At 67.7% G+C, this 12,078-nt stretch carries 13 protein-coding genes; 7 read left to right on the top strand and 6 right to left on the bottom strand.

All coding sequences use genetic code 11. The features are described 5' to 3' along the window. The first annotated feature begins 18 nt into the window (after positions 1-18). A complete protein-coding gene (locus tag PQB87_RS22110; protein WP_059587015.1) occupies positions 19-642 on the top strand; it encodes an HAD hydrolase-like protein in 624 nt (207 codons plus the stop codon). A gap of 383 nt (positions 643-1,025) precedes the next feature. Continuing rightward, positions 1,026-1,595: a DUF4142 domain-containing protein gene (locus tag PQB87_RS22105; RefSeq protein ID WP_111939383.1), complete on the top strand. Its 570-nt coding sequence runs from the start codon at positions 1,026-1,028 to the stop codon at positions 1,593-1,595. 108 nt (positions 1,596-1,703) lie between these two features. Here PQB87_RS22105 and PQB87_RS22100 read toward each other — a convergent pair whose 3' ends face one another. After that, a complete protein-coding gene (locus PQB87_RS22100) occupies positions 1,704-2,303 on the bottom strand; it encodes a GNAT family N-acetyltransferase (protein WP_226145372.1) in 600 nt (199 codons plus the stop codon). A 63-nt stretch (positions 2,304-2,366) separates the two neighbouring features. Further along, a complete protein-coding gene (locus PQB87_RS22095; protein WP_059698619.1) occupies positions 2,367-3,281 on the bottom strand; it encodes a LysR family transcriptional regulator in 915 nt (304 codons plus the stop codon). Between the two features lie 109 nt (positions 3,282-3,390). Here PQB87_RS22095 and lysA point away from each other — a divergent pair, with 109 nt between their 5' ends. Continuing rightward, the gene (lysA, locus tag PQB87_RS22090) at positions 3,391-4,629 is read left to right on the top strand and encodes a diaminopimelate decarboxylase (protein ID WP_489243806.1); all 1,239 of its coding nucleotides are present in this window, start codon (positions 3,391-3,393) and stop codon (positions 4,627-4,629) included. Between the two features lie 46 nt (positions 4,630-4,675). On the opposite strand, the gene PQB87_RS22085 is transcribed toward lysA, so the two are convergent. Continuing rightward, positions 4,676-4,876 (bottom strand): WYL domain-containing protein, encoded by a 201-nt coding sequence (locus PQB87_RS22085; protein ID WP_319003020.1) that lies wholly within the window; start codon positions 4,874-4,876, stop codon positions 4,676-4,678. An 8-nt stretch (positions 4,877-4,884) separates the two neighbouring features. Here PQB87_RS22085 and PQB87_RS22080 point away from each other — a divergent pair, with 8 nt between their 5' ends. Next, positions 4,885-5,043 (top strand): VOC family protein, encoded by a 159-nt coding sequence (locus PQB87_RS22080; RefSeq protein ID WP_233344160.1) that lies wholly within the window; start codon positions 4,885-4,887, stop codon positions 5,041-5,043. A 58-nt stretch (positions 5,044-5,101) separates the two neighbouring features. Here the strand turns inward: PQB87_RS22080 and PQB87_RS22075 are convergent, their stop codons facing one another. Then, on the bottom strand, positions 5,102-5,989 hold the full coding sequence (locus PQB87_RS22075) for a DMT family transporter (RefSeq protein WP_489243803.1): 888 nt from the start codon (positions 5,987-5,989) through the stop codon (positions 5,102-5,104). Between the two features lie 126 nt (positions 5,990-6,115). Here PQB87_RS22075 and PQB87_RS22070 point away from each other — a divergent pair, with 126 nt between their 5' ends. Further along, positions 6,116-7,573: an aminotransferase-like domain-containing protein gene (locus PQB87_RS22070; RefSeq protein ID WP_059858256.1), complete on the top strand. Its 1,458-nt coding sequence runs from the start codon at positions 6,116-6,118 to the stop codon at positions 7,571-7,573. Between the two features lie 165 nt (positions 7,574-7,738). Here the strand turns inward: PQB87_RS22070 and PQB87_RS22065 are convergent, their stop codons facing one another. Together PQB87_RS22065 and PQB87_RS22060 are read right to left on the bottom strand one after the other, a co-directional pair. Then, complete coding sequence (locus PQB87_RS22065) at positions 7,739-9,172, bottom strand: nicotinate phosphoribosyltransferase (RefSeq protein WP_059686724.1); 1,434 nt, start codon at positions 9,170-9,172, stop codon at positions 7,739-7,741. A 74-nt stretch (positions 9,173-9,246) separates the two neighbouring features. Beyond that, positions 9,247-10,287, bottom strand: coding sequence for a bifunctional nicotinamide-nucleotide adenylyltransferase/Nudix hydroxylase (locus PQB87_RS22060; protein ID WP_027789549.1), 1,041 nt, complete (start codon positions 10,285-10,287; stop codon positions 9,247-9,249). A 181-nt stretch (positions 10,288-10,468) separates the two neighbouring features. Between PQB87_RS22060 and PQB87_RS22055 the strand changes: the two genes are divergently transcribed. Both PQB87_RS22055 and PQB87_RS22050 read left to right on the top strand, forming a co-directional pair. Continuing rightward, complete coding sequence (locus PQB87_RS22055) at positions 10,469-10,921, top strand: type II toxin-antitoxin system RatA family toxin (RefSeq protein ID WP_489243801.1); 453 nt, start codon at positions 10,469-10,471, stop codon at positions 10,919-10,921. A 212-nt stretch (positions 10,922-11,133) separates the two neighbouring features. Continuing rightward, positions 11,134-12,021: a DUF4261 domain-containing protein gene (locus tag PQB87_RS22050; RefSeq protein ID WP_489243800.1), complete on the top strand. Its 888-nt coding sequence runs from the start codon at positions 11,134-11,136 to the stop codon at positions 12,019-12,021. Positions 12,022-12,078: the final 57 nt, after the last annotated feature.

The raw sequence follows: 12,078 nt of genomic DNA, 5'->3' as shown, positions 1-12,078 counted from the left end.
AACCTGCCACGCCGCTTCATGCCCTACCGCCTCATCGCATTCGACTTCGACGGCACGCTCGCCGATTCGCTCGACAGTTTTCTCGCGGCGCTGTCGGAAGCGTCGCGCATGCACGGCTTTCGCGACGCCACGCCCGAGCTGCGCCCGGCACTACGCGGGATGTCGGCGCGCGACATCATTCGCGCGCTCGACGTGCCGATGTGGAAAGTGCCGCGCGTGACGATCGACATGCGTCGCCTGATGCGGCCGCGCGTCGCGCAAGTGGCCTTGTTCCCCGGCGTCGGCGAAACGTTCGACGCGCTCGCCGCGCGCGGCATCCGCATCGCGATCGCGACGTCGAACACCGAGGAGATCGTGCGCGACCGGCTCGGCCCACACGCCAGCAGCCGCGTCGAACATTTCGCATGCGGCATCCCGCTGTTCGGCAAGGCACGTCGCCTGCGCGCACTCGTTCATGAAGCCGGCCTGCGCAACGACGAAGTGCTGTACGTGGGCGATGAAATCCGCGATGCCGACGCGGCACGACGCGCGCGCATCGCATTCCAGGGTGTCGCGTGGGGCTACACCGCGCCCGACGCGTTGCAGGCACATTGCGCGACGCCGTTGCTGCCGCGTCTCGACGCATTGCTCGACCGCGTGTGACGCGTTCGCGCGCATCGCGAGCCGGCCAGCGTCGACGCTCGATGCGCACGTCACCGCGGCAAGTCGATGACTGGCAGATGACACCCACGTGCATCCCGCACGCCGCATGCGCGCAAAAATTGCCGCCGCCGCGCACGCAACAGGTACGCAATACCTGCCGGCACGCGTGCTCATCGATTCGTCTTACCAACCGTTACACAAACCACAGCGCGGTTGCACCTGCTACCGGATCGCGCTCCTAGAATCAGTCGGGCCGGGAAACACTTCGACCGGCGCCGCGGCAGAGCGGCGGTCGAATCCGGCCCGGGCGCGCCCGGTCTCTCGCACAGCAACGGATCACCCGATCCGTTTTTCAACCAGAGCCCCGATTGAAAGGAGGTCCCATGAACCGCTTTCCCCACGTCTCGCGCCTTGCTTTGTCTGCCGCTGGCCTGCTTCTCGTCGCCGTGACGGCGACCGCGCAAACCGCACAACCGGCACCGGCCGCGCCGGCCGCCGCCGCGACGCGCATCCACGAAGCCGACCAGGCATTCATCACGGACGGCACGAAAACGGTGTCGACGCAGCACGACGCGGCGCGCATCGCCGATTCGCGCACGTCGGACAGCCAGGTCAAGGCGTTCGCGCAACGCGTGTCGGCCGACGATGAAAAGATCATCCAGGCGATGCGCGCAGCCAGCCCGCGCGGCGTCGACGTGCCCGCCAACGACCCCGACACGGCCGTGCTGAACAGCATCAAGACCCTGCGCGGCGCCGAGTTCGACAAGGCGTACATCGAGCAGGTCGCGCTCGCCGGCCAGCAGAAGACCATCTCGGCCTTCCAGGCCGAAATCGCATCGGGCCGCGACACGAAGCTGAAGGAAGTCGCACGCCAGTCGCTGCCGATCCTGCAGAAGCATTACGCCGACGCGCAGAAGCTCGCGGAGCGCCACCACCTCGCATCGGCGCAGTAACGCGCCGCCGCCGCGCCGCGCATCGTGCGCGGCGCACGGCTTCTTCCCCTGTCGTCGCGTCGCCCCCCTCCGGCGACGCGACGCACGCCAGGCGTCATACGCGACACGTTACGTCGCAAGCTTCGCCATCAACCTCGCCCTCACCTCCGGCCATTCGTCGTCGATGATGCTGAAGCGCACCGAATTGCGCTTGCGGCCATCCGGCATGATCCGTTCGTGCCGCACGATGCCTTCCTGCTTCGCACCGAGCCGCAGGATCGCCGCGCGCGATTTCTCGTTCAGCTCGTCGGTCGTGAACTGCACGCGCACGCATTGCAGCACGTCGAACGCATAACCCAGCAGCAACCATTTCGCTTCGGTGTTCGCACGCGTGCGCTGCGCCGATTCGCTCAGCCACGTATGGCCGATCTCGAGCTTGCGGTTCTTGCGATCGAGCTTCCAGAAACGCGTGCTGCCGATCGCACGGCCCGACGCGCGATCGACGATCGTGAACGGCATCACGGTGCCGGCCGAACGCCCCTGCAATGCCGTGTCGATATAGGCGTCGATCGTGTCCGGGCCCGGCACGACCGTGACCTTCAGGTTCCACAACCGGCCGTCCGCAGCAGCGTCCAGCAGCGCCTGCCGATCGGATCGTTCGAGCGGCCTCAGTTCGACGCGTTCGCCGGTGAGAATCGGTTGTTCGAGGGAAGCGGAAACATCGGTCATGAGCGGTTCCGGAAAAGACGAAAAAAACGGCGATGGCGGCGAAACGCCCATCATACGGCCGCGTCAGCCGAGGACCGCGGCCAACCGGCGGCGGATCGCCTTCGCCTCGCCGCGCAGCGCATCGGTGAACGCATCGACGAGCAGGCTTTTCGGCCGGTGCTCGGGCACGATCACGCTGACGCGGTACGGAAACGACCGTGTGAGCGGCCGCACGTGCAGGTCGCGCCCGACGAAATCGAGCGCGGTCAACGGATTGACGATCGCGACGCCGAGCCCCTGCCGCACGAACGCGCACACCGACACGGCCGACGGCGTGTCGACGACCGAGCGCGGCGCCACACCGAGCTGCGCAAACGCCTCGTCGATCAGGATGCGGTACGGATCGTTCAGCGACAGGCTCACGAACGGGCGATCGGCGAGATCCGGCAGATCGATCGCATCCTGCGCGAGCAGCGGATGGCCGTCGGGCAGCACGCATACTTCGTCGACTTCGAGCAGCGGCGTGAGCACGGTGCCGGCCGGCGCGACGTCGTGCTCGGTCAGCCCGAGGTCGTAACGCTGCGCGGTGAGCCACTCTTCGAGCATCGGCGATTCCTGCGTTTCGACCGACAGGCTGACGCCCGCATGGGCGTCGCGAAACCGGCGCGCCGCGCCGGGCAGGATCGCGTGCGAGAACGCCGGCAGCGCGATCACCGACAGTTGACCGTCGCGAAACTCGCGCAGGCGCGCGGCCGTGGCCGCGACGCGTTCAAGCCCCACATACGCGAGCCGCACGTCGTCGAACAGCGTGAGCGCGGCCATCGTCGGCCGCAACCGGCCGTGCGCGCGCTCGAACAGCGCGAAGCCGACGACCTGCTCCATGCGCGCGAGCTCGCGGCTGATCGTCGGTTGCGACGTATAGAGCATCTCGGCCGCGCGCGTCGTGCTGCCGGTGACCATCAGCGCGCGAAAGACCTCGATATGGCGGTGCGTGAGCATGATCGTCTATATCAAATGTGAATTGAATTTCGACAAATGTGCATTTTACTGCATAGATAAACAGGCGCATCATTCACGTTATCCGTTCATTCGACCCGATTCATCCGCCATGTCCCTCGATTCCCGCCAGCTCGCGACGCTCGCGCAGCAATACGGCACCCCGCTGTGGGTGTACGACGCCGACGTCATCCGCGACCGCATCGCCCAACTGCGTCAGTTCGACGTGATCCGCTATGCGCAGAAGGCCAACTCGAACGTCCATATCCTGAAGCTGATGCGCGAGGAAGGCGCGTGCGTCGATGCCGTGTCGCTCGGCGAGATCGAGCGCAGCCTCGCGGCCGGGTTCAGCCCGGCCGGCGAGCCGGAAGGCGTCGTGTTCACGGCCGACCTGATCGACCGCCCGACGCTCGCGGCGGTGCTGAAGCACGGCGTGACCGTGAACGCCGGTTCGCTCGACATGCTCGCGCGCATCGGCGAGCACGCGCCCGGCCACCGCGTGTGGCTGCGCGTCAACCCCGGTTTCGGCCACGGCCACAGCAACAAGACCAACACCGGCGGCCCGCAGAGCAAGCACGGCATCTGGATCGACGACGTGCCCCGCGCGATCGAGATCGTGCGCCAGTACGGGCTGAAGCTGGTCGGCATCCACATGCATATCGGGTCGGGCGTCGACTACGGCCACCTGTCGCAGGTATGCGATGCGATGGTCGACCTCGTCACGTCCCTCGGCCATGACATCGACGCGATCTCGGCCGGCGGCGGCCTGTCGATCCCGTATCGCGACGGCGAGCCGCGCGTCGACGTCGGTCACTACTTCAGCCAGTGGGACGCCGCGCGCAAGCGGATCGAACGGCATCTCGGCCACCCGGTGCGCATCGAGATCGAACCGGGCCGCTTCCTCGTCGCCGAAGCCGGCACGCTCGTCACCGAAGTGCAGGCCGTCAACCGCCGGCCGAAGCACGATTTCGTGCTGATCGACGCGGGCTTCAACGACCTGATGCGCCCGTCGATGTACGGCAGCTACCACGCGGTGTCGGTGCACGCGCACGACGGCGCGCTGCCGGCCGGACGGCCGCTGGTCGACCTCGCGATCGCGGGGCCGCTGTGCGAATCGGGCGACGTGTTCACGCAGGACGCGGGCGGCGTGGTCACGCACCGCAAGCTGCCGCAGCCGCAGATCGGCGACCTGCTGTTCCTGCACGACGCGGGCGCGTACGGCGCGTCGATGTCCTCGAACTACAACAGCCGGCCGCTCGCGCCGGAAGTGCTCGTCGATCGCGGCACGCCGCGGCTGATCCGCCGCCGGCAGACGATCGACGAATTGCTCGCGCTCGAAACGTTCGAGTAAGGCCGGCACGACGGAACGGGGTGCGCGGCCTGCGCACCTCGCCCCCTCACCTCACCGTCACGCGCACGTCGGCGCCCGCCGCACGCCACGCCTTCAGCAACGCCGCGCGTCGCCGCGGATAGCGCACGTCCAGCCGTTCGAGCGCGACGATGCGATCCGTCCGGAAATGCCGGAAACCGTTACGGCCTTCGCACCACGCCGCCAGGATGCGCACGTCATTGAAATAGCCGAGCGCGAATGGCCACACGATCCGTTATGGTCGACGACGACCACGAGATACGACGCCTGTACGAAGCGTGGAAGGCGCTCGGCGTGACGTTCGAGCAGGCGCCGATGACAGCCGTGTTCGGCCTCACGTTCGTCGCGCTCGACCCGGACGGCCACCGCTTGCGCGTGTGCACCCCGGACGATTGAGCGCGAACGGGCGCGACCTGCGGCGGGTCGCGCCCGTTCCCTCTACCAGGCGCGCGCGTCAGCCCGCGCGCTGCACGGGTGCCACTTTCGAGAAGTATTTCGCGCCCGCCACGCAGCCGACCACGACGACCGTCACGACGACCATCGACGGCGGCACCGTCTCGTGCAGCAGCCCGGCCGCCAGCAGCAGGCCGAAGAACGGCTGCAGCAGCTGCAACTGGCCGACGCTCGCGATCCCGCCGAGCGCGAGCCCGCGATACCAGAACACGAAGCCGATCAGCATGCTGAACAGCGACACGTACGCGAGCCCCCACAGTGCGGCGGCATCGACGCCGTCGAACGACGCAGGCGAGGTAATCCACGTGAGCGGCAGCATCAGCGGCAGTGACAGCACGAGCGCCCACGAGATCACCTGCCACCCGCCGAGCTGGCGCGACAGGCGCGCGCCCTCCGCGTAACCCAGCCCGCATGCGACGATCGAGGCCAGCATCAACGCATCGCCGACCACCGACGCCTGGCCGCCGTTGCGCAACGCAAACGCAGCCACCGCACCGCTGCCGACGATCGAGAAGATCCAGAACGGCAGCCGCGGCCGCTCGCCGCCGCGCCACACGCCGAACAGCGCGGTCGCGAGCGGCAGCAGCCCGACGAACACGATCGCGTGCGCGGACGTCACATGCTTCAGCGCGAGCGCCGTCAGCAACGGAAAACCGATGACGACCCCGAGCGCGACGATGGCCAGCGACACGGCCTCGGCGCGGGTCGGCCGCCGCTGCTTCAGCACGACGAGCAGCAGCAGGCCGAGCGCGCCGGCGATCGTCGCGCGCGCGAACGTGAGGAACAGCGGGTCGAGCCCCTGCACCGCGATACGCGTCGCGGGCAGCGAGCCGCTGAAGATGATCACGCCCAGCAGGCCGCTGAGCCATCCGTTGGTCGTCTTTTGCACGGGAAATCCTGAACGGGGAAAGTGGATCACCGATGATCCGCCGCCCGTGAAAAGCGCGTAAGCTACAGCCCAATACAATTCCGACAAACTGTACTGGACAACCGTCCGTACAGTTCATTCTTCGCCATGAGCCATTCCGCCCCGCTTCCCGTTCCGCCCGCGCCGTCGCGCACGCGCGTGGAAACCGTGATGGACACCTTGCGTGCGCGGATCGCGAGCCGCGCGCTGATGCCCGGAGCGCGCGTACCGTCGATCCGGATGATGGCCGACGGGCTGGGCGTGTCGAAATCGACCGTCGTCGATGCATACGAGCGGCTCGCGAGCGAAGGCGTGCTCGTCGCGCGGCGCGGCTCGGGCTTCTACGTGTCGGGGCACGCGCCGCCGCTCGCGCTCGCCGATCTCGGCCCGCGTCTCGATCGCGAGCTCGACCCGCTGTGGCTGTCGCGCCAGTCGCTCGAGGCCGCGCCGACGACCGTGAAGCCCGGCTGCGGATGGCTGCCGCCGTCGTGGCTGCCGGACGAGAGCCTGCGCCGCGCGCTGCGCGCCGTGTCGCGCGACGAATCCGACGCGCTGACCGATTACGCGACGCCGCTCGGCCTGCCCGCGCTGCGCCAGCAGCTCGCCTGGCGGCTCGCGCAGCACGGCGTCCACGCGGAACCCGCGCAGATCATGCTGACCGACGGCGGCACGCATGCGCTCGACCTCGTGTGCCGCCTGCTGCTGGAGCCGGGCGACACGGTCGTGCTCGACGATCCGTGCTACTTCAACTTCCAGGCGCTCCTGCGCGCGCATCGCGCGCGGATCGTCAGCGTCCCGTACACGCCGAACGGGCCCGACCTCGCGCGCTTCGAGCAGGTGCTGGCCGAGCACCGGCCGCGCCTGTACATCACCAACGCGGCGCTGCACAACCCGACCGGCGCGACCCTCGCGCCGCCCGTCGCACACCGCCTGCTGACGCTCGCGGCCGAGCACGGCCTGCTGATCGTCGAGGACGACATCTTCGCGGATTTCGAGAGCACGCCCGCGCCGCGCCTCGCGGCCTTCGACGGGCTGTCGCGTGTCGTGTCGATCGGCAGCTTCTCGAAGACGCTGTCGGCCGCGGTCCGCTGCGGCTACGTCGCCGCGCGCCCGGAGTGGATCGAGGCGCTCGTCGACCTGAAGCTCGCGACGTCGTTCGGCCATGCGCAGATCGGCGCGAACGTCGTGCACCGGCTGCTCGTCGACGGCACGTACCGGCGCCATCTCGACAGCCTGCGCGCGCGTCTCGCGGATGCAATGGGCGAGACGATCCGGCGCCTCGCACGCGCGGGCCTCGGGATCTGGACGGAGCCGCGCGGCGGCCTGTTCGTGTGGGCGGAGTTGCCCGACGGGCTCGACGCCGCGCGTGTCGCACGCCATGCGCTCGATCACGATGTGGTGCTCGCGCCGGGCAACGTGTTCAGCGCGTCGCACGGCGCGACCTCGTTTATGCGCTTCAACGTGTCGCGCTGCAAGGGGCCGGCGGTGTTCGACGCGCTGGCGCGGGCGATGGAGGCGGTGCGGGCGGAGGACACGGCGGGGCGCGCGCTCGCCCGCGAATCGTGACGGCAGGCGAGCGCGCTCGATGGTTTCGATGAAGGCGACATCAATTTCGTGCCGGCGCCTGCGAACGTACTGACGGGAGAAGTCGACGCGGACGCCGTGCCGTGCACGCCCGTCGCCCACGCCGCCTGAACGCGAACGACGCGGCGGGACACCCCGCCGCCCGCGTCACACCTCCCCTGCGTGCGCCCTCGCCCGCACCTCGGCAAACGACGTATCGACGAGCAGGCGCCCCGTATCGAACACCGTCTCGAGCGCTTCTTCCCACTCGCCTTCCAGCATCCGGTCGTCCCACGCAACCGGCAGCGTCGTCGTCCGATACTCGCCGGTTCGATCATTGCGCAGCAGCGTGAGCCGCCCTTTCTTCGAGCGCTTGCCCTGATCGGTGACCGGATCCTTGCGAACGTCGTGCCACTCGCCGCCGCGCCGGATCGCCGAGCACTTCATCGCGAAGCGCTGCGTATCGCGGTTCACCTGCTGCAGCAGCGCGCCACCCATGCCGAACACCACATTGCCGGCCGCGTAACCCGCTTCGTCGAGCGCGGAAAGGATCGCTTCGATCGACAGCTCGTCGACACCATCGCCCTGGATCACGCGCACGCGGTTCAGCACGCGCCGCCCCTTGCCGTTCACGGTCGAGCCGAACGACGCGTCCAGCGCACGCACGGTCTGCAGCACGATCTTCACGGGGTCGCCCGAATCGGGACGCACGACCAGCGTCGCACCCGAATCGAGCACGGCCTGCCGAAGCTCGCCGCCCCACAGGTCGAGTGCGGCGAACAGATCGTAGGAGTCCGACACGACCGACACGATCGCGCCGGGCAAGCCGAAGCGCGCAATCATGTTCCGGTACGCGTCGGCCTCGCCTTCGCGCCCCCACGACGTGATCGTGCTGTGCTCCGCCGCCGGCACCGAGTACGCGGCCATCGGCTCGCGATAGAAGCGGTTCGCGGCCAGCACGCCGAGCACCGTGTCCGAGCCCATGAAGTTCACGAGGTGCGCCGCGCCGCCGATCGCGGCCGACTCAGCGCTCGACACGCCGCGCGCGCCGAAGTCGTGCAGCTTGAACGGCAGTTGCGCGAGATCGTCGTCGGTCTTTTCGAGGAAGCGGCGGATCGTCTGCCGCAGGTGCCAGCTGCGCGTCGCGACCGTCACCGGATACCAGACGCGCAGCAGCATCGTCTCGAGATACGACGCGAGCCAGAACACCTGCGGGTCGTCGCATTCGACCGTCATCAGCACGTTGTGCACCGGCACGACCGAACCCTCCGGCACCGCACGGATCGTCACCGGCAGATAACCGTCGTAGCGTTCGACGATATAACGCCAGCCTGCTTCGTTGAACGGCTCGCCGTGCACCGTGAAGAAATCGCGCGCCTCGTCGATCATCGCGTGCGTGATCGGCTTGCACAGATATTCCTTCAGCAACATCTGCAGTCCGAAGAACACCGTGCGGTCGTAACGGCCGCCACGCGATTCGACGTACGAGAACATCGCCTGTGCGTCGGGCGGATATTGCAGGAAGTGGGAAGCCTTGTACGAATCCGTGTTGAGGATCGGATTGGCGAGAACCGCGGCAAAGCCGCCGGGATCGTTTTGCATGGCTAGAGCTCCTCTAGGCCGTTGAAGTGCCGCCGCGTCTGTCGCGGCGGACCGGAATGCGGGGAATCAGCGGATCACAGCTTCCCCAGGAAGTGATACGCGATGTCGAAGTGATCCTCGAACATCACGTTGCGCATCTGCGCGAATTCGTTCAGCGGCACCCAGCGCGCCTTGTCGGCGTCGTCGCTGCCCTTCACGCGCGGCAGCTCGCCGGTCGGGAAATTGAACAGGCACGCGTGCGTGATCGTGCGGCCGCGCAACGAGCGCGTCGGGTGATCGAACACCTGGCGATCCTTGATCGAGCCGCGCAGCACGGGCTCCGGCAGCTTCAGGCCGGTCTCCTCGCGCAGCTCGCGGATGCAGGCCGCGTCGAGCCGCTCGTCCTGGTTCACGAACCCGCCCGGCAGCGCCCACAGGCCGCGGCCCGGTTCGCTGCGGCGGCGCACCAGCAGGATATGGCCCGAGTGCACGACCACCGCGTCGACCGTCACGAACGTGACCGGATACGGGGCAGCCGCCCACGCCTTGCGATACGCGGCGATGAATTCGGCTTCCGACTTCAGCTGCGCGAATTCCGGCTGCGTGCGGAAACGCTCGAGCCAGCCGAACACGGGTTCCGGCACGGCCCACTGCACGAAGCTGTTGGTGCGTTCGGCGAAATACTGGTCGCGGATCTCGGTGGCGGAAATGTCTTCCGTCGCGTCGACGTCGACGAGCTCCCATTGCGGGAACATCCGCAGGTAATACGACGTGGCGTCCTTCTCGTGGCCGATCAGCCCGACCTTGCGCTGCGCGACGTCGCCGAGCGCGGACGCGACGGCGTCCTGCACCCAGCGCACCCAGTCGCCGTCGTTGTAGGTCGAATCCTGCAACGGCGCGATCGTCACGCGGTCGCGCTCGGACGCGTCGAGCAGCGAAGCCAGCATCTGGCGGCGCTCGTCGAACGAGAACGGATCCTTGATGGTGCGGGGCTTGTCGGTCGACCCGATCAGCACGCACACGCGCTCGGCCCGGCTCAGTGCCGACTTCAGCACGTTCAGGTGACCACGATGCGGAGGCTGGAAACGACCAATGAAAACGAGCGCGTCGAAGCGCCGGTTCTGTTGCGTACTCATGAGGCTCCCTCAAGAGATTGAAACGCTTCGGGTCTTTCCCGAAGGGTTGGTGTGAATCGTAGGGGAAATCCCGGAGGGCGTCAATCGAGCCTTTGCTCGACTTGACGAAGTATGAAGAAATGCCGTGAATTGGCGGGTTACACTCGATTCCATCCCAATCCGCGCCATTGCACCCGCCATCATGAGGATCTCAGTCAGCCGGACCGTCGGCGTCGATCGCAGGCGCCTCTTCACGTGGTCGCAGGATTACGCGCGGCGGCTCGTGTGGGACAGCTTCCTCACCGATGCCTATCTGCTCGACGGCACGACGGCCGACGTCGGCGTCGACGCGTTCTGCCGCAGCCAGTCGGGCGCGACGATGGTGTCGCGCTACATCTCGTACCGTCCGCCGCAGGTCGCGGCCGTCGAAATGGTCGACGGCCCGAAAGTGCTCGAACGCTTCAGCGGCAGCTGGAACTTCACCGAGCACACGCCCGGCACGACCGAGGTGAAATTCACGTACCACTTCCGCGCCCAGCCGGCCTGGCTGCGCTGGCTGCTCGAACCGCTGATCGGCGCGTTCTATCTCGTGCAGACGCGCCGGCGTCTCGATTCGTTCAAGCGCTGGGCCGAAGCGGAAGCGCTGCCGCACTGACCGGCGAGCGCGGGCCGCACGGCCCGGCGTGTCTGCGCCCCGCCTGCCGAACGCAATCGAACGCGCCGTCGCCTCACCGCCAAGCATTCACCGCGCATTTGCCAGATTCGCCGAACCCGTGGAAACTACGGGCGGCCGTCACCCTGACGGCGCGCCCCGACCGAGAGAACGGGGCCCCCTCCCTGAAACGGCTTCGACACGAACATAATCCGATGAGCCTGATATCCCGATTCTTTGGCCGCAAGGAAGTACCCGAAAACCCCGTCGCGCTGGCCGCGGCACCCGACGTCGAGAATCCGCTGAGTGTGACGGTCGTCTTCGACGGCCCGCTGCAGGTCGATATCGCCGCGCTGACGGCCGCACTGCGCGCGTACCACCCGAGCATGAAGCAGGCGCGCGTCGAAACCGAGCCGACGCTCTCGCAGGTGTTCGGGCTCGCCGGCTGGGGCAACCACGTCGTCCGGCTCGTCGGCTTCGATGCGCCCTATCCGTCCGACGCGCTGGAAGCGTGTGTCGCGCCCGCCCACTATGGGCAGGACCTGAAACAGCAGGTGCGCGCGAGCCGCAGCCACGTGATCCTCTACTACGCGGGGCACGAAACGAATCCGCTCGACCAGTACGTCGCACTGGTGGCCGTCGCCGGCGCGCTGGCCGAACAGAACGGCCTCGCGGTGCTGAACGAGCACGCGCACACGTCGCTGCCGGCGGGCGTTTTCAACGCGAAGGAACTCGGCGACGAAAGCCTCGAAGTGCTGCGAAATATCCCGCTGAACCTGTTCTTCTGCGGCTTCGTGAAATACGAGGTCGAAGGCGTCCAGGGCGTGTGGATGCGCACCTATGGCGCCGACGTGTTCGGCCTGCCGGATTTCGCCGCGCTCGCGGAAGGTCATCACGAAGGCGAGCGCTATTCGGGCATCTTCAACAGCGTGATGCATTACCTGCTGGAAAGCGGCGCGCGCATGCATGCGGGCGAAACGATGCAGGTCGGCGCGGAAACGTTCATGAAGCTGCGTGAGCCGCTCGAGCAGGAGTACTACCTGCAGGGGCCGGCGCCGGTGCTGGTGGCCGAGCTGATCTCGGCGGACGAAATCAATCGCTGATTTCGCCCCGTCGTATCCCGCTGCATGGCGCACGGGTTCAACGCTTCGCGAACCGCG

Source organism: Burkholderia sp. KL41 (assembly GCF_057005415.2).
The sequence above is the reverse complement of the archived record's forward strand: the minus strand, read 5'-3'. Positions and strand labels throughout refer to the sequence as shown.

Bases quoted from the DNA above. Each gene is read 5' to 3' on its own strand.
- PQB87_RS22110 (WP_059587015.1), top strand. From the start codon at position 19: ATGCCCTACCGCCTCATCGCATTCGACTTCGACGGCACGCTCGCCGAT.
- PQB87_RS22070 (WP_059858256.1), top strand. From the start codon at position 6,116: ATGAGCCATTCCGCCCCGCTTCCCGTTCCGCCCGCGCCGTCGCGCACG.
- PQB87_RS22095 (WP_059698619.1), bottom strand. From the start codon at position 3,281: ATGCTCACGCACCGCCATATCGAGGTCTTTCGCGCGCTGATGGTCACC.
- PQB87_RS22100 (WP_226145372.1), bottom strand. From the start codon at position 2,303: ATGACCGATGTTTCCGCTTCCCTCGAACAACCGATTCTCACCGGCGAA.
- PQB87_RS22050 (WP_489243800.1), top strand. From the start codon at position 11,134: ATGAGCCTGATATCCCGATTCTTTGGCCGCAAGGAAGTACCCGAAAAC.
- lysA (WP_489243806.1), top strand. From the start codon at position 3,391: ATGTCCCTCGATTCCCGCCAGCTCGCGACGCTCGCGCAGCAATACGGC.
- PQB87_RS22105 (WP_111939383.1), top strand. From the start codon at position 1,026: ATGAACCGCTTTCCCCACGTCTCGCGCCTTGCTTTGTCTGCCGCTGGC.
- PQB87_RS22080 (WP_233344160.1), top strand. From the start codon at position 4,885: ATGGTCGACGACGACCACGAGATACGACGCCTGTACGAAGCGTGGAAG.
- PQB87_RS22060 (WP_027789549.1), bottom strand. From the start codon at position 10,287: ATGAGTACGCAACAGAACCGGCGCTTCGACGCGCTCGTTTTCATTGGT.
- PQB87_RS22055 (WP_489243801.1), top strand. From the start codon at position 10,469: ATGAGGATCTCAGTCAGCCGGACCGTCGGCGTCGATCGCAGGCGCCTC.
- PQB87_RS22065 (WP_059686724.1), bottom strand. From the start codon at position 9,172: ATGCAAAACGATCCCGGCGGCTTTGCCGCGGTTCTCGCCAATCCGATC.